At 65.8% G+C, this 21959-nt stretch carries 13 protein-coding genes and 1 tRNA gene; 4 read left to right on the top strand and 10 right to left on the bottom strand.

Annotated elements, in window-relative coordinates; all coding sequences use genetic code 11:
• The first annotated feature begins 20 nt into the window (after positions 1-20).
• Complete coding sequence (locus AC5P98_RS04770; RefSeq protein WP_049407090.1) at positions 21-2399, top strand: TonB-dependent receptor domain-containing protein; 2379 nt, start codon at positions 21-23, stop codon at positions 2397-2399.
• A gap of 8 nt (positions 2400-2407) precedes the next feature.
• Positions 2408-4516 carry a phosphocholine-specific phospholipase C gene (locus AC5P98_RS04765; RefSeq protein WP_049407087.1) on the top strand — a complete coding sequence of 703 codons (2109 nt, stop codon included), beginning with the start codon at positions 2408-2410 and terminating at the stop codon, positions 4514-4516.
• Positions 4517-4624: 108 nt separating this feature from the next.
• Here AC5P98_RS04765 and AC5P98_RS04760 read toward each other — a convergent pair whose 3' ends face one another.
• The 4 genes from AC5P98_RS04760 to AC5P98_RS04745 all read right to left on the bottom strand — a co-directional run bounded on the left by AC5P98_RS04760 (position 4625) and on the right by AC5P98_RS04745 (position 10837).
• A complete protein-coding gene (locus AC5P98_RS04760; RefSeq protein ID WP_049407085.1) occupies positions 4625-6220 on the bottom strand; it encodes an alkaline phosphatase D family protein in 1596 nt (531 codons plus the stop codon).
• Positions 6221-6230: 10 nt separating this feature from the next.
• On the bottom strand, positions 6231-9161 hold the full coding sequence (locus tag AC5P98_RS04755; protein ID WP_049407083.1) for a TonB-dependent receptor: 2931 nt from the start codon (positions 9159-9161) through the stop codon (positions 6231-6233).
• 141 nt (positions 9162-9302) lie between these two features.
• Positions 9303-10325, bottom strand: a complete 1023-nt coding sequence (locus tag AC5P98_RS04750) for a FecR family protein (RefSeq protein WP_049407080.1) — start codon at positions 10323-10325, stop codon at positions 9303-9305.
• Positions 10322-10837: an RNA polymerase sigma factor gene (locus AC5P98_RS04745; RefSeq protein ID WP_041863300.1), complete on the bottom strand. Its 516-nt coding sequence runs from the start codon at positions 10835-10837 to the stop codon at positions 10322-10324. Before AC5P98_RS04745 ends, AC5P98_RS04750 begins: the two co-directional genes overlap by 4 nt.
• Positions 10838-11157: 320 nt before the next feature.
• Here AC5P98_RS04745 and aceE point away from each other — a divergent pair, with 320 nt between their 5' ends.
• Entirely contained in the window at positions 11158-13833 is a 2676-nt protein-coding gene (gene aceE, locus AC5P98_RS04740) for a pyruvate dehydrogenase (acetyl-transferring), homodimeric type (RefSeq protein ID WP_049407060.1), read from the top strand.
• A gap of 51 nt (positions 13834-13884) precedes the next feature.
• On the opposite strand, the gene AC5P98_RS04735 is transcribed toward aceE, so the two are convergent.
• Positions 13885-14367, bottom strand: coding sequence for a hypothetical protein (locus tag AC5P98_RS04735; RefSeq protein ID WP_014646723.1), 483 nt, complete (start codon positions 14365-14367; stop codon positions 13885-13887).
• 221 nt (positions 14368-14588) lie between these two features.
• Here AC5P98_RS04735 and AC5P98_RS04730 point away from each other — a divergent pair, with 221 nt between their 5' ends.
• A complete protein-coding gene (locus AC5P98_RS04730; protein WP_049418892.1) occupies positions 14589-16919 on the top strand; it encodes a TonB-dependent receptor in 2331 nt (776 codons plus the stop codon).
• A gap of 59 nt (positions 16920-16978) precedes the next feature.
• Here AC5P98_RS04730 and AC5P98_RS04725 read toward each other — a convergent pair.
• From AC5P98_RS04725 to recA, 5 genes are all read right to left on the bottom strand, one after another.
• Positions 16979-17071, bottom strand: a tRNA-Ser gene (locus AC5P98_RS04725).
• 78 nt (positions 17072-17149) lie between these two features.
• Positions 17150-17353, bottom strand: coding sequence for a carbon storage regulator CsrA (gene csrA / locus AC5P98_RS04720; protein WP_004152909.1), 204 nt, complete (start codon positions 17351-17353; stop codon positions 17150-17152).
• Positions 17354-17500: 147 nt separating this feature from the next.
• The gene (alaS, locus tag AC5P98_RS04715; RefSeq protein WP_014646721.1) at positions 17501-20149 is read right to left on the bottom strand and encodes an alanine--tRNA ligase; all 2649 of its coding nucleotides are present in this window, start codon (positions 20147-20149) and stop codon (positions 17501-17503) included.
• 109 nt (positions 20150-20258) lie between these two features.
• The gene (gene recX / locus AC5P98_RS04710) at positions 20259-20750 is read right to left on the bottom strand and encodes a recombination regulator RecX (protein ID WP_049405722.1); all 492 of its coding nucleotides are present in this window, start codon (positions 20748-20750) and stop codon (positions 20259-20261) included.
• 110 nt (positions 20751-20860) lie between these two features.
• Positions 20861-21898, bottom strand: a complete 1038-nt coding sequence (recA, locus tag AC5P98_RS04705) for a recombinase RecA (protein ID WP_005412937.1) — start codon at positions 21896-21898, stop codon at positions 20861-20863.
• Positions 21899-21959 lie beyond the last annotated feature (61 nt).

Raw genomic sequence — 21959 nt, 5'->3', positions numbered from 1 at the left:
CCTCTGAAGGTCCGGTCTCGATGCGAACGTCTGCGCGCTTTCCCCGTGTCTCGCTGCTTGCCCTGCTGATCGCTCCCGCACTGGACGCCCTGGCCGAAGCACCGCAGGGCGATGCCGCTGAAGCGCGCAGCAGTGAGGCCCGCACCCTCGACCAGGTGCAGGTGATCGGCCAGGCCACCAGCTATGCCAAGACTTCCGTGCGTGCGGAAACGCTGAACCGGCAGACCGTGATGAGCAGCGTCAACGACGCGCTCAACGAAGTGCCCGGCGTGGTGGTCAGCGAGGCCGATGCCACCGGCTCGTCAGTGTGGGGCACGCAGATCAGCATGCGTGGCTTCGTCACCAACCGTGATACCCAGCAGATCGGCACCACCATCGACGGCCTGCCCAATGGTGGCTCGGGTTACGGCGGCGGCTCGCTGGCCAACCGCTACATCGACACCCTCGACCTGGAAACGGTGGAAGTCAGCCAGGGCACTGCCGATATCTCCTCGCGCTCGAACGAGGCCCTGGGCGGCACGCTCAACTTCCTCACCAGCGATCCGCTGCAGGACAGCCGCCTGCGCTTCGTGGTCGGCGCCGGTGACAACGAGGCGCGCAAGTACTACGTGCGCTACGACACCGGCCTGCTCGGCGGCCACACCCGCGCCTGGGTCAGTGCCTCGTCGGCGCGCGTGCATGACTGGATCGATGGCAGCGGCAGGACCAGCAATGACCACATCGCCGGCAAGTTCATCACCGAACTGGATCGCTGGACCCTGACCGGCTACCTGTCCTACAACGATGCGGACGAGCCGGAGTACACCAGCGTCTCACCGAAGGGCTTCGCGACCAATCCGGATCGCGACAACCTGGTCGGTACCCTCACCGGCATTCCCTACCTGGACCAGAACTACCGTTCCGGCTCGCGTGCGCTGCGCGAGAACACCTTCGGCTACCTGCGCGCGGCCTTCGACGGTGGCAACGGCTTCAAGACCTCGGTGGCCGCCTACGGGCACCGCATGCAAGGCCGTGGTGACTGGCTGCCACCGTACCTGGCGCAGGTCAGCGATGAGGGTGCGGGCCGCCCCGAATCGGAATACCTCGGTGGCAAGACCGTGTACGGCGGCAGCAACCGTGGCCAGATTTTCTTCGTCAATCCCGATGGCAGTGCCGCGCAGCGCCTGGCCAGCTGCAGCCCGCGCCTGGGCTTCACCGCCGAGTACGATCCGAACTGCTACGCCGGCAACGTGCTGGGCGCGCAGTCGTATCGCCACACCCACTACGACAACGACCGCATGGGCGTGACCGCCGACGTTGAATGGCGCCAGACTTTCGGCGCAGTCGACAACACGATCCGCGGCGGCCTGTGGGTGGAGAAGCTGGACCGTTCGGCACGCCGCGACTGGCATCGCCTGCTCAACGTCGGCCAGGACATCGCCTTCGACCACCAGCCGTACTGGGTACAGTTCGAGGACAAGTACAAGGTCGACGAACAGATGTACTACGTCGAGGACGTGGCGCGGTTCGGGCCGTTCAGCGCACGTCTGGGCGTGAAGCAGTTCTTCGTCGACCAGTCGCGCCGCCGCGTGATCGGTGCCAGCGAGCACGTCACATCCGATTCCAGGTCCGACCCGCTTCTGTCCACCGGCTTGACCTGGGCGCCGGGCGTGGAAGGCATGGAGCTGTTCGCCGGCTTCTCGCAGAACTTCGCCGCGATTCCTTCCGGCGTGCTCGGCGAGACCGACCCGCAGCGCTTCCGCAACGTCGAGCCGGAGACCGCTGACAACATTGAAGTGGGCATGCGCATCAGCCGCTGGCCCCTGACCGCCTCGGTCACGCTGTACAACATCAAATTCGACAACCGCATCGTCTACCTGCCGGCCGGCTTCGTCAGCGGCATCGACTACCTGGGCGAGACCGACGGCGTCTACGAGAACTTCGGCGGCGTGGAAAGCAACGGCCTGGAAGCGGCGTTCGGTTACGGTTGGGACAACGGCTGGCGTCTCAACGCCGCCTACACCTACAACCGCTCCAAGTACCTGGGCAGCGGTGATGCCGCGCGCGATACCCAGCTGGGCATCGTCGACGGCGCCAAGGTGATCGGCCAGCCCGAACAGACCCTCGTACTCTCGGCGGACTGGCAGGGCGAGAACTGGAACTTCGGCCTGTCCGGCCGTTACCTAGGCACCCGCTACCTCGACGCCGCCAACGTCAACAAGCTGCCCTCGGCCACCGTGTTCAATGCCAACATCGGCTTCGACCTGCAGGGCCTGTCGCCGCGCCTGAAGGGCATGGGTGCCAACCTGGTGGTGAGCAACCTCACCGATAAGCGGTATCTTGCGGGGGTGGACGGCCGCGACAACGCCTTCATCGGCGCCCCGCGCACCGTCGGCATCTCCTTCCGCGTGGACCTGTGAGTGAGCCCGTGACCGATATCGGCCGACGCCGGTTGTTGCAGGCCGGCGTTGCCGCCGGCCTTGCCTCGCTGCTGCCCAGCATCGCACGGGCCGCAGCGATCGCCCCCGCCGCGCAGACGCGCAGCCTCGAAGACCTGCAGCACATCGTGGTGTTCATGCAGGAGAACCGTTCGTTCGACCACTACTTCGGCACGCTGCCGGGCGTACGTGGTTTCGGTGACCGCTTCGTGGCCCCGGCCGCCGCGCTGCAGGCCGGTGGCCGCGCGCGCAGCCTGTGGCTGCAGCCCGATGCCATTGGCACGCGGGCGATCGCACCGTTCCCGCTGGATACCGCCGCGCACTTCGGCTACATGCGGGTGGAAGGCACGCCGCACACCTGGCCGGATGCGCAGCGCGCCTGGGATCACGGCCGCATGGGGCACTGGCCGAAGGCCAAGCAGAACCACTCCATGGGCTACTTCCAGCGCAGCGACCTGCCCTTCCAGTTCGCCCTGGCCGATGCCTTCACCATCTGCGACGCCTACCACTGCGCGATGCAGGCCGGAACCAACCCGAACCGGGTGTTCCTGTGGACCGGCCACAACGATGCTGCCGCCCGCGCCGGCGGCCCGGTGATCGCCAACTCGCACGACAACTTCCCCGAGCACGGCGGGCATCCTGCGTCGTACCGCTGGGCCAGCTATGTCGAACGCCTGCAGAGGGCGGGGGTATCCTGGCAGATCTACCAGGACATGGCCGACAACTTCACCGACAACCCGCTGGCCGGCTTCGAGGCGTTCCGCCAGGCCTACCGCGCTGCGCCGGGGCATGACCCGCAGCTGCGCGCACGCGGGGTCAGCACGCGTGGCCTGGCGCAGCTGCGCCAGGACGTCATCGACGGACGCCTGCCGCAGGTCAGCTTCATCATCGCCGACGCGGCCGGCAGCGAGCATCCCGGCCCCTCCAGCCCGGCCCAGGGCGCGGCCTATACCGCACGCGTGCTGGATGCACTGACCGCCGATCCGCAGGTGTGGAGCCGCACCGCCCTGCTGCTGATGTTCGACGAGAACGACGGTTTCTTCGACCACATGCCGCCACCGGCACCGCCTTCGCCGGTGGACGGTGGCTGGGCGGGTGCGTCCTCGGTCAGCACTGAAGGCGAGTACCACCGCCATCCGGCACCGGGAGATGAGAAGTACGACTTCGCCGAACTGCGCGGCCGCCCGTATGGACTGGGCCCGCGCGTGCCGCTGTACGTGATCTCGCCCTGGAGCCGCGGTGGCTGGGTCGATTCGCAGGTGTACGACCACACCTCGGTCATTCGACTGATCGAACGCCGCTTTGGTGTGTCCGCGCCGGACATCTCGCCGTGGCGCCGCGCGGTCTGCGGCGACCTCAGCACTGCGTTCGACTTTGCCCAGCGCGATACCCGCCCGTTCGTCCGCGGCCTGCCCGACGTGAGCGCGGTGGCCGCACGCGCCGCTGCTTTGCCGGGGCGCACCGTGCCCGCGCTGCCAGAGGGGCTGAAGCCAGCGAAACAGGAAAGCGGTGTACGCCCGGCGCGTGCCCTTCCCTATCGACCGCAGGCGTCGATTGCTGCGGTCGACGTCGCGGGCGTTGACCTGGCGTTGTCTTGCGAGGGCGCAGCGGCAGTGCTGCATGTCTACGATCGGCTGCGGCTGGAGGCGGTGCCGCGCCGTTACACGCTGCTGCCGGGCATGCCGCTGCGCGAGCGTTGGCCGCTGGACGCCCAGGGCCGCTATGACCTGTGGCTGCTCGGTCCGAACGGCTTCCACCGCCACTTCCAGGGTGCGGCCAAGACTCCTGCCGTGCAGGCTTCAATTGATCGCGCGGATGGCCAGCTGCGGCTGCACCTGCGCAATCTGGGTGACAGTGCACAGCAGGTGCGCGTGCATGGCGGCGCCTATGCAGGACACATGCCCGAACAGACATTGGCGCTGCCCGCACATGCGCAGACTTCATTGGCGTGGGATGCAACGCCTACCGCCGGCTGGTATGACCTGCGCATCAGCGCGGGTGGGAGTGTGCTGCGTTTGGCCGGCCGCGCCGAGGATGGTCGCCCCGGCACCAGTGACCCGGCGATGGGCACCGAACCGCTGCGGTTCGAGCACGATTGAAGAATCCCTGTAGAGCCGAGCCCATGCTCGGCTGCTTTCGCCCCGGTCGCATTGCCCCGAAAGAAGCAGCCGAGCGTGGGCTCGGCTCTACAGCGCAGACCGCTAGACTCAGGCCTCCTGCAGCCCCGGCCGGCCGTGCTCCACCGCGTAGCGCTTCCAGCTCTGCAGCGCGCCATTGGGCTGCATCACGGTATCCAGCGTCTTCATGTCGCCGATCCACGCATCGCGGGTGACATCACACAGCACATAGCCACGCTTGTCGGTGGTCGCCTTCAGATTGGGGCTGTGCGCAAGCTGGTTCCTGGCATACGCGTCCACGCCCTGGCCGTCAGCACCGGAAGTGATCGAGGTGGCGAGGAACTCGCTGGAGACCACGCCCGAGTCACGGTGGTCCTGCACCAGGTCGCTGGCGTAATGCCGGTGCGCGTCGCCACAGGCGGTCACCACGTTGCCGAAGCCGACCTTCTGGATGTGGTCGAGCAGGCGCCGACGGCTGTCCAGGTAACCCGACCATTGATCATCGGACGACTGCACCACGCCGTCCTTCTCGCGCATGTAGTTGCCCAGCGCTACCTGGTGGGCGATGGTGTGCCAACGCGGTGCGGCATCGGCCAGGCCATCGAACAGCCAGCGCTCCTGCTTCGCACCGACGATGCTGCGCTCCGCCGATTCCACGTCCTCACGCAGCGCCATGTTCACCTGCTTGCTGCGGTACTGGCGTGTGTCGAGCAGGTGCAGGTCCATCAGCGTTCCGTAGCGTGCGCGCCGGTACAGCTGCATGTGGCCATCGCGCGGGAATGCCGAACGGCGCAGCGGCATGTTCTCGTAGTAGGCCTGGAACGCCTGTGCGCGCCGCAGCAGGAACACTTCGCTGGGCGTATCGTCCTGGTCTTCGGCGCCGGCCCAGTTGTTGTCCACTTCATGGTCATCGAAAGTGACGAACCACGGTGCCGACGCATGCGCGGCCTGCAGGTCGGCATCGCTCTTGTACTGGGCGTAGCGGCGGCGGTAATCATCCAGCGTGTAGGTCTGCGGGCCGACGTGGTTGCGCAGGTTGGTGAACGGCTGTCCGTTCATCTTCCGCAGGCCAGGCTGGCTTTCACCTTCGTAGATGTAATCACCGTAGTGGAAGACGAAATCCAACGGTTCCTCGGCGATGCGCCGCCACGCGGTGTAGTGGCCTTCTTCGTAGTGCTGGCAGCCGGCCACCACAAAGCGCACGCGATCCACCGCTGCCGCGGCTGCCGGCAGCGTGCGGGTACAACCGACTGCACTGGCGTGGCCACCCACGGTGAAGCGGTACCAGTAGGGCCGTCCGGGCGCCAATCCTTCCAGTTCCACGTGCACCGCGTGGCCGAGTTCGGGATGCGCGAGCGCCGAACCCTGGCGTACCACCTTGCGCATGCCTTCGTCCGCTGCCAGCTGCCATTCGACCACCATCGGCCGGGGCGGCATGCCACCGCCGAACACCAGCGGCTCGGTCGCCAGCCGCGTCCACAGCACCACGCCGTCGGCCGTGGGGTCACCCGAGGCCACGCCCAGGGTGAAGGGCGTGCTGGCAAAGCGCGGCTTGGCCAGCAGGTTGCGCGGGTTCAGCGTGGTGGCATCGGCCTGCGCGGCCAGCGCGCGTGCCGTGCCCATCCAGGCGCCGGCAGCGGACAGGCCGGCCAGGGCCAGGAATCGCCTGCGATTGATCGTCTCCACGGCTGTGCCCTCAGTTGTAGATGATGTGGAAGTAGAAGAAGCGGCCGTAGTCGTCGATCTCGGTACGGAAGCGCCCGTTCGGGCCGGTGCTGTAGGTCGGCTGGGTGTTGAACAGGTTCTTGGCTTCGTACTTCAGCGTCACGTGCCTGCTGACCTTGTGGCTGAAGGCCATGTTGAAGGTCATGTAAGGGTCGTAGTACGAGTCCAGCCACTGGGTATCGCCGAAGTCGACCAGCATCCGGCTGCGGTAGGTTCCGGACAGGCGCAGTTGCGAGTTCTTCCACGGCATGCGCCAGATCACCGAACCATTGAGCGACCAGTCCGGCTGGTACAGCAGCCGGTCCAGGCGTCGCTCGGTGCCATCGGTGATGCGGTAGTTGGTCCTGCCTTCCAGCCGCGTGGCGTTGAAGTACATGTCGAAGCGCTGGCGGCCCCATTGCAGGTTGCGGTTGGCCACCGCGAACTCGACGCCGCGCAGCCTGGACTCATCGGTGTTCATCGGTTGGGTCACCCGGTAACGGGTATCGCCCACGTTCTCGAAAGTGGTCAGGGTGTAGATGTCGTCCTTGATTACCTTGTCGAACAACGCCACAGAGACCAGGCCGTTGTTGCCGTTGAAGTACAGGTCCCATGCAAGGTCGATGTTGGTGGAACGGCGCGGCTGCAGGTTCGCATTGCCCTGCTTGATGGTGCAGAAGCCCCTGCCCTCCTCGTCGTCGCCACAGCTGGTGCTGGTGGCCTGGGCGATGTTGCTCGGCGTCGGCCGGCCCAGCGTTCGGCTGGCGGAGAAGCGCAGGCGCTGGTCCTCGCTCAGCTTGAACGTCGCATTCAACGAGGGCAACAGGTTGTTGTAGCCACCGCTCGTGTTGCGGAAGGCGGAGGTATAGGTGGTGCCGCCATCATTGCTGAACGGGCTGTAGGCATCGAAGCGGGTGTGGTCATAGCGCAGGCCGCCGATCAGCAGCAGCCGGTTCCAGGCGTAGTGCGCGGACACGTACGCATTGGTGATGTCCTCCACGTACTTGTAGTCACTGGTGAAGTTGGCATTCGGATACGCCGCATTGTTGTTGCCCAGTTTCGGTAGCAGTTCCTCGTTCCACTTGCGGTTGTCGATCAGCGGGAAGCCCGGCACGCTGCCCAGCAGCGTGGATCCCGGATACAGGTAATCGTTGAGCGTGGCGCTGGTCTTGAAGTAGTCGAAGTCGATGTCCTGCCAGATCTTCAGGTGGCGGTACTCGGCGCCGGCAGCCAGGCCGAAGCCGCGCGCGTCGGCATCGATGTTGTAGCTGAAGTCGGCGCGCAGGTTGTCGATGCTCTCCTTGGCATCGCGCGGGGAGACATAGGCCTGCGCCGGATTGAGCTTGAACGCCGAGCTGGTCAGCAGGCTGGAATCGGACACCGCCACCGCGTTGGGGAAACCGTGGCTGTCGTTCTCGTAGTCGACGAACAGGCTGCTTGGGTAGGCGCGCACACCCCAGTAGACCTGGTTGTTGTGGAAAGTCTCTTCGGTATGGCCGCCGCGCAGGGTCAGCCGCGAACGGTCGCCGATGTCCCAGTTGAAGCTGGCGATGGCGCCGCGGTTGCTGCGGTCCCATCGGTCGTGGCGGTTCTTGATGTAGATGCTGTTGATCTGGGTGGTGCCGCTGTCCTCGGTCTGGTTGCGGATCGGAAACTTGGCGTTGCCGTACAGGTCGGTCTTGTTCATCGTCGAGTTCTCGTAGAACCGGTACGAGTACAGCAGCAGCGATGCGTAGAACGGATCGTCCGACGGCTTCCATTCCAGCTTGGCCGAGCCGCCGAAGTTGGTGATGAAGTTGGTGTAGGTGCCCGTGCTGAAATTGCCGGGCGCACGCAGCCCGTTCCAACCCTTGGCCTCATCCGGCCCGGTGGTGCCGTCGGTGAGGTACTTGCCGGCGTCGTTGTAGTAGTAGTTCGACTCCACCCAGCGCTTGACGCTGTTGCGCGAACGCTGCTCATAGCGTGCCACCGCAACGATGCCGAACTCCTGCCCGGCGCCGAACTGGTTGGAGAACACCATCTTGGCGCTCTTGCCGAAGTGGCCCAGGGTTTCGTGGTTGCCGCCAGCGCTGCGCTCGACGTTGGTCTCGGCCGTGGAATAGATACCTGCCACGTCGGCAAACACGTACTTGCCGGACCGGTCGAAGGCACTGCGGCTGATGATGTCGATCACGCCGCCGATCGCATCCGGTGCCTGCTCCGCACTGAAGCTCTTGTAGATGTCGGTACGGGTGCCGATGTCGCTGGGAATCAGCTGCAGGTTGTTCATGCGTTCGCCGGAGCCACTGCCACCCACGCTGGCAATCGCGATGCCATCGATGGTGGTGTAGTTGAGGTTGGCCTGTACGCCGCGCACCGTCACGTAACGTGGCTCGCCGGCATCCTCCACCGCACTCAGGCCTGGAGCGGCCATCAGGCTCTCGGCCAGGGTCTCGTCGCCGTAGCTGTCCATTTCGTCGTAGACCACCGAATCCTTGATCACCGGTGAGGTCTTCTTCTGGTCGATCACCTCGTGCGCGGCAATCACCTTCACCGTGTCCAGGGTCGGCGCCACCACCGCCTCGGCCTCGCGCGGCTTCGGTGCGGCGGGCTTCGGCGCGTTGCGTACCGGTGCCGGATCGATGGCGATGACATTGCCATCCACCACGGTGTAGCCCAGGCCGGTACTGGCCAGCAGTGCATCCAGCGCCTGCCTGACGGTGGCACCGCGCGGCACCGCACCGGCCATGCGGGCATCGCCATCGGCCGAGTACAGGAACTGCACCCCGGAACTGCGTGACAACTGCTCCAGTGCACGCGCCAACGGCTGTGCCGCGATCGGCGTGGACACACGCGCCTCCAGGCCATCGGCGGCGGCGAAGGCCAATGGCATGCTGCCGGGAGACAGGGCGAGGATGATCGACAGGTAGAGCGTGTTGCGCATCACGGGTCCTTGGAAGAGAGAAGGCAGCAGGCGCCGCTGCGCGGATCGGCAGCGGCTTCTCCCAAGTAAGAGCCCGCATCCACCAAAGTGGAGAACGCGGATTCAATGAATTTTTTCTGACAGTCCACGGCCACCTCGGCCTCAGCGGCTGCCAACCCGCACTATGTCGCCCTCGCGGCTCACCACGAAGCGCGGGTCACGTTCGAGGAAGGCCTGCAGCGCACCGATGCGATGCGCATCGAGGCTGCCGGACAACCGTGCCGATGCCGCGCCCTCGTCCAGCACGCGCACCTGCACCTGGTTGTGCCGGTTGAAGGCAGCAGCCACTTCGTCCAAGCGCTCGTCAAGAAAGGACACTTTGCGCTGCTGCCAGTCCAGCAGCATCGACAGTGGCATGTCCAATGACTCCACCGCATGGCTGCGCGCGTCGACCTGCACCACCCGGCCCTGCCCCAACCGGGCCAGGCGGCGGGCGCCCGCGCCCTGGCTCCAGACCTCGACCTCGCCGGAAACCACACCGATGCGCGTGCTCTGCAGCCGTCGCGACACGTCGAAGACTGTGCCGATGTCCCGGATCTCCAGACCGTTCACCTGCACCTCGAAGGGGCGGCGGTCGCGTGCGATGTCGAACGTCGCCTCGCCCTGCAGCAGTTCCGCCGTGCGACTGAACCAGCCCATGCGTACCCGCAGGCGGCTGTCCGCGTTGAGCCGCACCTGTGTCCGGTCAGGCAGCACCAGGTCACGCAGTTCACCGTGGTCGGCGCTGTACAGCTGTTCGGTGGGCATCAGCTGCGGAACCAGGCCCACGCCGAGCAGGGCGATGCAGGCTGCGGCAGCCATCACCCACCCGCGCGTGCGGCGGCGCAGCGGCGCGGCGTGCGGCGCGGCGGGGGCACTATCGAACAGAGGCACCACTTTGGCGGCCGCCTGCCGTGGCGACGCCGGCGCCTCTTCCGGCAACGGCGATTGCAGTGCCTCGCCGACCTGCCGGTGCAGCGCGAGGGCGTGCATATAGGCGCGCACGTGCTCGGGCGAGCGCTTCATCCAGTCCAGGAACGCAACCCGCTCGGCCTCGCTCAGCACTCCCTCGCGATTGCGCAGGAACCAGTCCATTGCCTCGCAGGCGACCGTGTCGTCGGCCATGGGCGATGCGTTCCGGTTCATGCGTGCTCCCTGGCGCCCAGCGCCTTCCTGCAGGCCTCCAGACCCTTGCCGATGTGCTTGCGCACCATGTGCACCGACACCTGCAACTGCTGGCTGACTGCCGGGCAGTCCAGCCCGTCGCGGTAATGCAGCTCCATCACCCGTCGCGTGGTCGCCGGCAGACGTGCGATGGTGCTGCGGATATCGTTCCAGCGCTGCGCGCGCTCGAACTCGCCCTCGATGTCTTCTTCGCTTTTCAGCACTTCGGCCAGCTGATCCACGTCTTCCAGCGGCGGCAGCGACAAACGCGCGCGCGCGTGCTCGCGTGCCAGGTTGGCCGCGACCGTGAACAGGTAGGCCTCCGGGTTCTCGATCGCTGCGGCATTCTCGCCGGTGGCCCGCAGCAGCCGCAGGTACACCTCCTGCGCCAGGTCCTCGGCGTCTTCGCTGGCAGAGCCGCGACGCAGGAAGAAGCCACGCAGCAGCCGTCGGCGCAGCGCGTAGCTCTTCTCCCAGATCCTCACGCTGTTCACGGCCGGCCAACACCCCGAGGCTGGAAAGCCCCGCAGGGTGACGGCCATCGATGACAGTGGCGTTGCAGCAGGCGGCCATGCCAGGCACTCTCCGCCCGGCACATTCGCCCATGATACGGCGCACCCTGCCAACCCTTGCTTGCCAGAGATCCAAGCCAGGCCCGCCTATCGAAGCCGCGGGGCCGGGCCTACGCTTGCCTCCCCGGTGGCCGCCACGGTCGCCCTTCGCGTCACGGCCCCGCCATTGCGACCCCGCTCCAGTGCTGTGCGCCCTGCCGGTGTTGTCGCCCAGGCAGAGCCGGCGCCCTCTGGAGACACTCATGAACCAAGCCCTGACCCCCTTCGATACCGACCCGCTGGAAACGCGGGAGTGGCGGGAATCACTGGAGGCGGTGATGCAGGCCGGCGGCCGGCCGCGCGCGCACTACCTGATCGACCAGCTCAGCGATCTGGACGCCCGGCAGCACGGCGACCTGCATGCGCGCGCGTGGACCGCCTACGTCAACACCATCCCGCCGGAGCGCCAGCCGGCCTACCCGGGCGACCTGGCCATCGAGCGCCGCCTGAACGCGATGATCCGCTGGAATGCGATGGTGATGGTGCTGCGTGCCGGCAAGCACTCCAACGTCGGCGGCCACATCGCCACCTACCAGTCGGCGGCTGTCCTGTACGACGTGGGCTTCGACCATTTCTTCCGTGGCCGTACCGACACCTTCGACGGCGACATGATCTACATCCAGGGCCATTCCGCGCCGGGCATCTATGGCCGCGCGTATGTGGAAGGGCGCATCGATCCGGCACGGATGGACAACTTCCGCCGCGAAGCCGGTCGTGACGGCCTGTCTTCGTATCCGCACCCGCGATTGATGCCGGAGTTCTGGCAGTTCCCCACCGTGTCGATGGGGCTGGGCCCGCTGACCGCCGCCTACCAGGCGCGCTACATGCGTTACCTCGAGTACCGCGGCCTGAAGCAGCACCAGGACCGCAAGGTCTGGGCCTTCCTCGGCGACGGCGAGATGGACCAGCCCGAATCGCTGGCGGCGATTTCGCTGGCCGGCCGCGAGCGGCTGGACAACATCGTGTTCGTGGTCAACTGCAACCTGCAGCGCCTGGACGGTCCGGTGCGCGGCAACGCCAAGGTCATCCAGGAACTGGAAGGCACGTTCCGCGCGGCCGGCTGGAACGTGATCAAGCTGATCTGGGGCAGTGGCTGGGACGACCTGCTGGCCCGCGACCACAGCGGCCTGCTGCGCCAGCGCATGATGGAATGCGTGGATGGCGACTACCAGACCTTCAAGTCGCAGAGCGGTGCTTACGTGCGCGAACACTTCTTCGGCCGTTACCCCGAGCTGCTGGAGCTGGTCGCGCACATGAGCGATGACGACATCTGGGCGCTGGCACGTGGTGGCCACGATCCGCAGAAGGTGTACGCCGCCTACCAGCAGGCGGTGAACACCCGCGGCCGCCCGACGGTGATCCTGGCCAAGACGGTCAAGGGTTTCGGCATGGGCGAAGCCGGCGAAGGCCAGAACATCAACCACCAGCTGAAGAAGATGAGCGCCGATGCAGTACGCGCCTTCCGCGACCGCTTCAACCTGCCGGTCAGCGACGAGCAGCTGGAGGAGATGCCCTATCTGCGCCCGGAACCGGGCAGCGCCGAGGCCGCCTACTTCGCCGACCGCCGCCGCATCCAGGGTGGGCAGCTGCCGGCGCGCCTGGCCAGGGTGGATCCGCTGCCGCTGCCGCCGCTGTCGATCTTCAACACCCAGCTGCAGGGCAGTGGCGATCGCGGCCAGTCCACCACCATGGGCTTCGTGCGCATCCTCACCAGCCTGCTGAAGGACCCGGATCTGGGCAAGCTGGTGATTCCGATCGTGCCCGATGAATCGCGCACCTTCGGCATGGAAGGCCTGTTCCGCCAGATCGGCATCCACTCCTACCTGGGCCAGCTGTACACCCCGCAGGACGCCGGCCAGCTGAGCTATTACAAGGAAGCCAAGGACGGCCAGATCCTGCAGGAAGGCATCAATGAATCCGGTGCGATCTGTTCGTGGATCGCCGCCGGTACCGCCTACAGCAACCACGGCCTGGCCACGATTCCGTTCTACATCTTCTATTCGATGTTCGGCCTGCAGCGCGTCGGTGACCTGGCCTGGGCCGCTGCCGACGCGCGTACCCGCGGCTTCCTGCTCGGTGCCACGTCGGGCCGCACCACGCTGATGGGCGAAGGCCTGCAGCACGATGACGGCCACAGCCACGTGCTGTCGTCGGTGATTCCGAGCTGCGTGTCCTACGACCCGACCTACAACTACGAGCTGGCGGTGATCATCCACGACGGCCTGCGACGCATGTATGTCGACCAGGAAGACATCTACTACTACATCACTGTACTCAACGAGAACTACCCGCAGCCGGCACTGCCCGAAGGCACCGAAGCCGGCATCCTGAAGGGCCTGTACCTGCTGCATCCTGCAGCCGCCGACAACGCCTTGCAGCCACGCGTGCAGCTGATGGGCAGCGGCTCGATCCTGCGCGAAGTGGAAGCCGCGGCAGACCTGCTGCAGCAGGACTTCGGCATCGCCAGCGATGTCTGGAGCGCGACCAGCCTGACCGAACTGCGCCGCGACGGGCTGTCCGCCGAGCGCTGGAACCTGCTGCATCCGGCCGAAGAACCGCGCGTGCCCTACGTGCAGCAGTGCCTGCAGGGTCATGAAGGCCCGGTGGTGGTGGCCACCGACTACATGAAGATCGTCGGCGACCAGATCCGTCCCTTCATCAACGACCGCCGCTTCACCGCATTGGGCACCGATGGCTTCGGCCGTTCCGACACGCGTGAATCGCTGCGCACGTTCTTCGAAGTGGATCGCCACTTCATCGTACTGGCGGCCCTGAAGTCGCTGGCCGACGAAGGCCGCATCGAACGCTCGCGGATGCAGGACGCGATCGACAAGTACGGCATCGACACCGGCAAGCGCGATCCGGCCGCCGCCGTGTAAGGCCGTTGCATTCACCACGCCTGCCCTGCGGGCGCGGTGAATGCGGCATCGCTACGGCATACGCTTGAACAGGTTGGTCTGCAGGATCGGCGTACCGTCATGACCGTAGAACGCCTTGGTCTCGGTCATCGTCGCCTGGTCATCCGCCACGGTGTAGATGCGGGTGGAGGCCGGCGTGCCATGGTCCACCAGCTGCATCACCAGCGTGTTCGGTGCAGGCAGTTTCAGGTTGGCCTTGTCCGCGCCATAGGTGCCGGACAGGGCGCCGGGCGTGCCATCCAGGGCCAGCGTGCCGTCGGATTTCATGGTCTTGCCGTCGTGCAGGACGATGTCCACGTGCGAGCTCCAGCGGCCACCACCGGCGTCCTTGAACTCGAGCACCACGTGCTTCGGGCGCTGCGCTTCGGGTAGCGCAGACGTGGCGATATCCAGCGACCAGCGCCCCAGCAGTGGGGAAGGCGAAGTCTCCACTGCCAGCGCCGGAACGGCGGGGAGTGAAAGCGCAGACAACAACACAGCGGACAACAGCTTCATACGTTGCTCCGTTCCAGTGAAGAAGATTCTGCGTGACGCGTTGTGGGGCGCAGCGCCTCGGATCGTGCACAGCATCGGCGCCCGGCGCAAGGCGGGGCGCTGAACACGAGGCAACCTCATTCGCGCCCCCGCGATTTCGGTCTGGCGGCAAGGTCTCATCCGTCCTTGCCGATACAAAGAGTTACGTTATAACATTTCACTTCGCCTTCACGAGTCCTGCCATGCGTCGCCACCTGCTTGCTGCTGCCATTCTGTTCGCCGTCCACACCGCCCAGGCCGCGGACGAACCCACCCTCCCCACCCTCCAGGTCCAGGCCTCCCAGCCCTCGCGCATCGACAGCCGGGTCACCGTCGACAATCCGCAGGCGCAGAACCGCACCCTCGGCGGCCTGCTCGAACACGTCTCCGGCGTGCAGAACAGTGCTTTCGGGCCGAACGCGGGCGCCCCGGTCATCCGCAGCCTCAGTGGCAACCGCGTGCAGATCCTGCAGGACGGCCAGTCCATCCTCGGCATGAACGCGATCAGCGGCGACATCAACATTCCGTTCGATCCACTGTTCGTGCGCAGCGTCACCGTCAACAAGTCCTCGGACACGGTGCGCTATGGCGGCAATGCGATCGGCGGCAGCGTGGAGATCGATTCGGGCCTGATCTCGCGCAGCATGGAAGACAAGGACCAGTCGATGGAACTGGTCCTGCGCAAGGGCTTCAATGCCGCCGATGCGCAGGGCTTCCGCATGAACTTCAACAACCAGCGCAACCTCTCGACCAACCTGCAGGTCTCGCGCCAGCGCATCTCGCACTACGACATCCCCGGCAACAGCAAGGCCCGTGTCTGCAACACCCGACTGTTCCCGCCGACCGGCGGCGTCAACTCGGCGCTGGCCGACAGCTGCCAGAAGGAAGCACGCGTACAGCAGATCTACAACAAGGCCTCGCAGCCTTACATCGACCAGTTCATGACCGAGAATCCTGACTGGGCCGATGGTAAATTCTCGTTCTACACCAACAACCCGACCTCGGTCTGGCAGCGCCGCACCTATATCAACCCGGTCAATCCTGCCTATGTCGCCGGCACGCCGTCATACGTGCAGAAGCAGATCAACAATGATGTGACGCCCGACTACCATAATCGACTGGGCAACAGCTACGCGCGCAACTCGCAGGTGGCCTTCGGCTCGACCCTGTTCTTTGACCGCGGCTACGTCGGTGTCAGCATCGATGCCAAGGACAGCGAGTACGGCGTGCCGGGCTTCTCGATGCAGAACCTGTCGTTCGGTTCCAACCATGCCGATGGCCTGCCGGTGGGCGTGGTGATCAAGCAGCAGCGCTACGCGCTGGAAGCCCTGCTGCGCAATCCGCTGCCGTGGTTCGAGCGCGCGGAACTCCGCGTGTCCAGGCTGGACAACACTTCAGGCGAGCGGCTGGGTACCACCAGGGCAAACGACTACGATTTCGAGAGCACCCAGGCCGAGTTGCTGCTCAGCCATCAACGCGTCGGCCCGCTCAGCGGCCTGGTCGGTTTCAGCCACCAGTCGCGTGATGTCACCGGCAGCGGCTCGCAGCGCTACCTGCCGGACGTGGACACCCGCAGCAATGCGGTATTCCTGAAGGAAACGGTGGACGTCGGCTGGGTTACGTTCGATGCTGGCGTACGCCACGAACGGGTCGACCACGCACTACAGCCCAGCCGCTTCAAGACCGCGCGCAATGCCGCCAACACGAAACTGCAGGACCGCGACTACCGGCTCAACAGCTACAGCCTCGGCTCGTACGTCGAGCTCGGCCCCTGGTTCGCGGCCAAGGTCCGTTACTCATCCTCACAGCGCGCCCCGGAGATCAACGAGCTGTATGCCAGCAACGCGCACTATTCGGTGATGACACAGGAAGAAGGCAACCAGAACCTGGAACCGGAGCGCGCGAAGAACCTGGAACTGACCGGCCTGTTCCACCTCGCCGGTTTCGAGCTGTCCGCCACCGCGTACCGGATGCGGTACGAGAACTACCTCTACCTCGGCTATTCCGGCCTGCAGACCGCCAACCGCCTGCCGCTGAAGTACTGGAAGCAGACCGACACCACGGTGAAGGGCTTCGAGATCGACGCGTCGCAGGCATTGGACCTGGGCCGCTATGGCACGTTGAACGTCTCCGCCTTCGCCGACCTGGTGAAGAACAAGGCCGACCACCCGGATTCGCTGCGCGCCCACAACGACGGCGAGTATCTGCCGAACATGCCGACCAACCGCTACGGCGCCAACCTGCAGTGGCAGCGCGAAGGCTGGAAGGCACAACTGTCCAGCACCTACTACGACGCGCAGAAGTACCTGGGTCGCAATGTCAGTGAGGAAATTCCGCTCGACGCATTCAACCTGGTCGACCTGCAGGTCAGCCGCGAACTTCCAGTGCGCAACAGCTACATCGCAGGCGTGGAAGTGTTCGTCAATGGCAGCAACCTGCTCAATGAAGAAGCGCGGCCGCACAACTCGCCGCTGAAGTACATCGCGCCCCTGCCGGGGCGGGGCTTCCAGGTCGGCGTGACGATACGGCTCTGAAGGCCGGCCATAAAGAAAAACGCCTGCAGATCGAGGATCTGCAGGCGCTTCTTTGTATCTGGCGGAGTGAGAGGGATTCGAACCCTCGATAGAGCTTTTGACCCTATACTCCCTTAGCAGGGGAGCCCCTTCGGCCACTCGGGCATCACTCCGGGGTATTCTCCGCGTCTGGTGCGTTGCACCTCAGCGGGGCGTGAATCATAACGTTAATCGAGTGCGAAGGTAAAGCGTTATTCGGCAGAATTTTCGCTACCGGTGCCACCGGCTTCATCACCACGCTGGATGCGCTGGTAGATCTCTTCGCGATGCACAGCGACGTCCTTCGGCGCAGTGATGCCGATACGCACCTGGTTACCCTTGACGCCAAGCACGGTGACGCTCACCGAGTCACCGATCATCAGGGTTTCGCCGACGCGGCGAGTCAGGATCAACATTTTTGTAAGTCTCCATGGAACCGTGTGGAAGGGTATCCCCCACCGGCTTGACGCTCCGTCAAGAAGCGCTACCACGACAAAGGGAAAAGATTCGCAATGGTACCGTCAGCCGTCCCGCTCCTACAAGGAGGGGGACGGCGGGGTTCATCACAGGCGGGGGCTGACCCATTCGACGACTGCAGCCAGCGCAGTGGCAAGGGCGGGCCCGTCCTCGCCACCACCCTGGGCGAGGTCCGGGCGTCCGCCGCCCTTGCCCCCGATCTGACCGGCGATATGGGACAACAGTTCCCCGGCCTTGACTTTGCCCATTGCGCTGCCGTTCACACCCGCGACCAGGGCGGCCTTGCCGTCCTGGGCACCGGCCAGCACGATCACCGCGTCGCCCAGCTGCTGCTTCAGGCGGTCCATGGCGTCACGCAGGGCCTTGGCGTCGAAGCCCTCCAGGCGGGCAGCCAGCACCTTCACGCCGGCGACCTCGACGGCCTGACCGGACAGGTCGGCCGTGGCACCGGCCGCGACCTTGGCCTTCACGGCCTCCAGTTCGCGTTCCAGCTGCTTCTGGCGCTGGCCGAGGGCACGGATCTTCTCGACCACGTCGGCAGCGCTGCCACCGAGCAGTTCAGCGGCCTCGGCCAGGCGGGCCTCTTCGGCGTCCACGTAGTCCAGGGCGCCCTGGCCGGTAACCGCCTCGATGCGGCGCACGCCGGCGGAAACACCGCCCTCGGAGGTGATCTTGAACAGACCGATGTCGCCGGTACGGTTGACGTGGGTGCCACCGCACAGCTCGGTGGAGTAGTCACCCATCTTCAGCACGCGCACATGCTCACCGTACTTCTCGCCGAACAGGGCCATCGCGCCGAAGTCCAGCGCTTCCTGCATGGCCATGGTGTGCACTTCAGCGGCGTTGTTGGCACGCACCTGCTGGTTGACCTTGCGCTCGATCACCGCCAGCTCTTCCGCGCTGATCGGCTGGAAGTGCGAGAAGTCGAAACGCAGGCGGTCCGGCGCGACCAGCGAGCCCTTCTGCTGCACGTGGGTGCCCAGCACTTCGCGCAGCGCGGCGTGCAGCAGGTGGGTGGCCGAGTGGTTGAGGATGGTGGCGCCACGGCGCTCGCCATCGACCTGGCCGGACAGTACATCGCCGACCTTCAGGCCGCCTTCGGACAAGGTGCCGACGTGGCCATGGAACTGGCCGGCGAACTTCTGGGTGTCCTCCACCGCCAGGCGCACGCCGTTGCCGGCCAGCACGCCGGTGTCACCGACCTGGCCGCCGGATTCGGCATAGAACGGGGTCTGGTTGGTGATGACGATGACCGAATCACCGGCATCGGCCGACTGCACCGGACGACCGTCCTTGAGCAGGGCCAGCACGCTCAGGCCGTCGGCCTGCAGGCGGTCATAGCCCAGGAACAGGGTCGGGCTCAGCGTTGCCACCAGCTCGGCCGGCAGGGTCACGCCGCCGCCGAACTTGCCGGCCGCCCGTGCGGTTTCGCGCTGCTGTTCCATCGCGGCATCGAAGCCGGCGATGTCGACGGTCAGGTCGCGCTCGCGCGCGATGTCCTGGGTCAGGTCGAGCGGGAAGCCATAAGTGTCGTACAGGCGGAACGCGTCAACGCCCGGGATCACGCCATTGCTGGCCTTGCCGGCCACGTCCTCGAAGATCTTCATGCCGGCGTCGAGGGTTTCGGCGAAACGCTCTTCTTCGGCCTGCAGCGCACGGGTGACGGTGTCCACCGCCGCCGGCAGCTCTGGATAGGCCTCGCCCATCTGCTCGACCAGGGTCGGCACCAGCTTGCTGAAGAACGGCTGGCGCACACCCAGCATCCAGCCATGGCGCAGGGCGCGGCGGATGATACGGCGCAGCACGTAACCGCGGCCTTCGTTGGACGGCAGCACGCCATCGACGATCAGGAACGAACAGGCACGGATGTGGTCGGCAATCACGCGCAGCGACTTGTTCTCCAGGTCGGCGGTGCCGGTCAGCTCGGAAGCCTTGCGGATCAGCGCCTGGAACAGGTCGATCTCATAGTTGGTGTGCACGTGCTGCAGGATCGCCGCCAGGCGCTCCAGGCCCATGCCGGTATCCACGCACGGCGCCGGCAGCGGCACCAGGGTGCCGTCGGGCTGGCGGTCGAACTGCATGAACACCAGGTTCCAGATCTCGATGAAACGGTCGCCGTCTTCGTCCGGGGAACCCGGGGGACCACCGGCAATATGATCACCGTGGTCGTAGAAGATCTCGGTGCACGGGCCGCACGGGCCGGTGTCGGCCATCTGCCAGAAGTTGTCCGAAGCGAACGGCGCGCCCTTGTTGTCGCCGATGCGTACGATGCGCTCTTCCGGAACGCCGACCATGTCGCGCCACAGTTCGTAGGCTTCGTCGTCGGTCTGGTACACGGTGACCAGCAGGCGTTCGGCCGGCAGCTTCCATACCTGGGTCAGCAGCTCCCAGGCCCAGGCGATCGCGTCCTTCTTGAAGTAGTCGCCGAACGACCAGTTGCCCAGCATTTCGAAGAAGGTGTGGTGGCGCGCGGTGTAGCCGACCTGGTCGAGGTCGTTGTGCTTGCCGCCCGCGCGCAGGCAGCGCTGCACGTCGGCCGCGCGCACGTAGCTGCGCTTTTCCGCGCCAAGGAACACGTCCTTGAACTGCACCATGCCGGAGTTGGTGAACAGCAGGGTAGGATCATTGCCCGGCACCAGCGGCGCCGACGGCACGATGGTGTGGCCTTTACCCTTGAAGAACTCAAGGAAGTCGCTGCGGATCTGGGATGTCGTGAATTTGGCGGATGCGTTCATTGGGGGCTGGCAGTCTGCGGGCCGGCGGACCCGGACCACCGGCCGCGTTGGCCAGGGTCGCGAGGGACCGCCGAAAACCTAAAGGGTATCAGGCCCGGCGCCGCCAGTCTCAGTCATCCGGGTCGTAGCGGGTCGCGCGGCGGATGCTGTCGCCGTCGAAGCCCCGCCGGGCCAGCAGATCGGCAGCCTTGCGCCGCTGCGTCAGGTCCTGCGGGCCGGCCTCGCCAAAGCGTCGGCGGACCAGATCACGGGCGTTTTCCTGCCAGTCGCCTTCGTAGCTGTCCATCGCTGCGGCAATCGCGGCACTGTCCAGGCCGTGGGTCCCCAGCTCGGCGCGGACATGGATCGGCCCATAACCGGTGTTGGCGCGCATCCTCACCAGGTTCTCGGCAAAACGGGTGTCGTCCTGCCAGCCGGCCTCGGTCAACTTGGCGACAGCGGCCTGCGCGACTTCGTCTTCGATGCCACGGGAGGTCAGCTTGCGGGTGAGTTCCTTACGCGAGTGCTCGCGGCGGACCAGCAGGCCCAACGCCCGTTGCACGGGGGTCTGCTCACGCGGCCGGCGCTTGCGGCCGATCGGAATGTCTTCGGCGTCGGACATGGGTACTCCAAGGGTGGCGCCATCCGTGGCGCCCAGCCCATCCCTGGGCGATTCGAACCTGCGGGACAGGGCGACGTCACTGACGGCGCCACCCTGCCCCACAGCAAGCCTTATTCGTCTTCGCCTTCGTCGTCGCCTTCCTCGCGGGCCGCTTCGGCCGGCTGGAATTTCTCGCGCAGCTCGGCCTCGAGCTTGGCGGCGACAGTCGGGTTGTCGCGCAGGTAGCCGCGGGCGTTGTCCTTGCCCTGGCCAATGCGTTCTTCACCGTAGCTGTACCAGGCGCCAGCCTTCTCCACCAGCTTGGCATCCACACCCATGTCGATCAGCTCGCCTTCACGGCTGATGCCTTCGCCATACAGGATTTCGGTGATGACCTGCTTGAACGGAGGCGCCAGCTTGTTCTTGACGACCTTGATCTTGGTCTGGTTACCGATGATCTCGTCACCCTTCTTGATCGCGCCGATACGGCGGATGTCCAGGCGGACCGAGGCGTAGAACTTGAGCGCGTTGCCACCGGTGGTGGTTTCCGGGCTCTGGCCCGGCATCATCACGCCGATCTTCATGCGCAGCTGGTTGATGAAGATCACCAGGGTGTTGGAGCGCTTGATGTTGCCGGTCAGCTTGCGCAGCGCCTGGCTCATCAGGCGGGCCTGCAGGCCTGGCAGCTGGTCGCCCATCTCGCCTTCGATTTCGGCCTTCGGGGTCAGCGCGGCAACCGAGTCGATCACCAGGATGTCCACCGAACCCGAACGGACCAGCATGTCGGCGATTTCCAGCGCCTGCTCACCGGTGTCCGGCTGCGACAGCAGCAGGTCGTCCACGTTCACGCCCAGCTTGGCGGCGTAGATCGGGTCCAGCGCGTGCTCGGCGTCGATGAAGGCCGCGGTGCCGCCCATCTTCTGGCATTCGGCGATGGCCTGCAGGGTCAAGGTGGTCTTGCCCGAGGATTCCGGCCCGTAGATCTCAACGACACGGCCCTTTGGCAGACCACCAATGCCCAGCGCGATGTCGAGCATCAGCGAACCGGTCGGGATGGCTTCGACGGGCTCGACCACGCGGTCGCCCATGCGCATCACCGAGCCCTTGCCGAACTGCTTTTCGATCTGGCCCAGAGCTGCAGCGAGGGCGCGCTTCTTGTTCTCGTCCATCGGATTGGTCCTTGCAGAGGTCGTGTCGTTGGAGGTGCTGTCTTTGGGGGTCTTCTTTGCC

The sequence above is a fragment of the Stenotrophomonas sp. YJH_SMC_135 genome (assembly GCF_059372355.1).
The sequence above is the reverse complement of the archived record's forward strand: the minus strand, read 5'-3'. Positions and strand labels throughout refer to the sequence as shown.

Coding starts and splice junctions, on each gene's coding strand:
- AC5P98_RS04770 (WP_049407090.1), top strand. CDS start 21: ATGCGAACGTCTGCGCGCTTTCCCCGTGTCTCGCTGCTTGCCCTGCTG.
- recX (WP_049405722.1), bottom strand. CDS start 20,750: ATGTCCGACGCCGAAGACATTCCGATCGGCCGCAAGCGCCGGCCGCGT.
- AC5P98_RS04750 (WP_049407080.1), bottom strand. CDS start 10,325: ATGAACCGGAACGCATCGCCCATGGCCGACGACACGGTCGCCTGCGAG.
- AC5P98_RS04735 (WP_014646723.1), bottom strand. CDS start 14,367: ATGAAGCTGTTGTCCGCTGTGTTGTTGTCTGCGCTTTCACTCCCCGCC.
- AC5P98_RS04730 (WP_049418892.1), top strand. CDS start 14,589: ATGCGTCGCCACCTGCTTGCTGCTGCCATTCTGTTCGCCGTCCACACC.
- aceE (WP_049407060.1), top strand. CDS start 11,158: ATGAACCAAGCCCTGACCCCCTTCGATACCGACCCGCTGGAAACGCGG.
- AC5P98_RS04755 (WP_049407083.1), bottom strand. CDS start 9,161: ATGCGCAACACGCTCTACCTGTCGATCATCCTCGCCCTGTCTCCCGGC.
- alaS (WP_014646721.1), bottom strand. CDS start 20,149: ATGAACGCATCCGCCAAATTCACGACATCCCAGATCCGCAGCGACTTC.
- recA (WP_005412937.1), bottom strand. CDS start 21,898: ATGGACGAGAACAAGAAGCGCGCCCTCGCTGCAGCTCTGGGCCAGATC.
- csrA (WP_004152909.1), bottom strand. CDS start 17,353: ATGTTGATCCTGACTCGCCGCGTCGGCGAAACCCTGATGATCGGTGAC.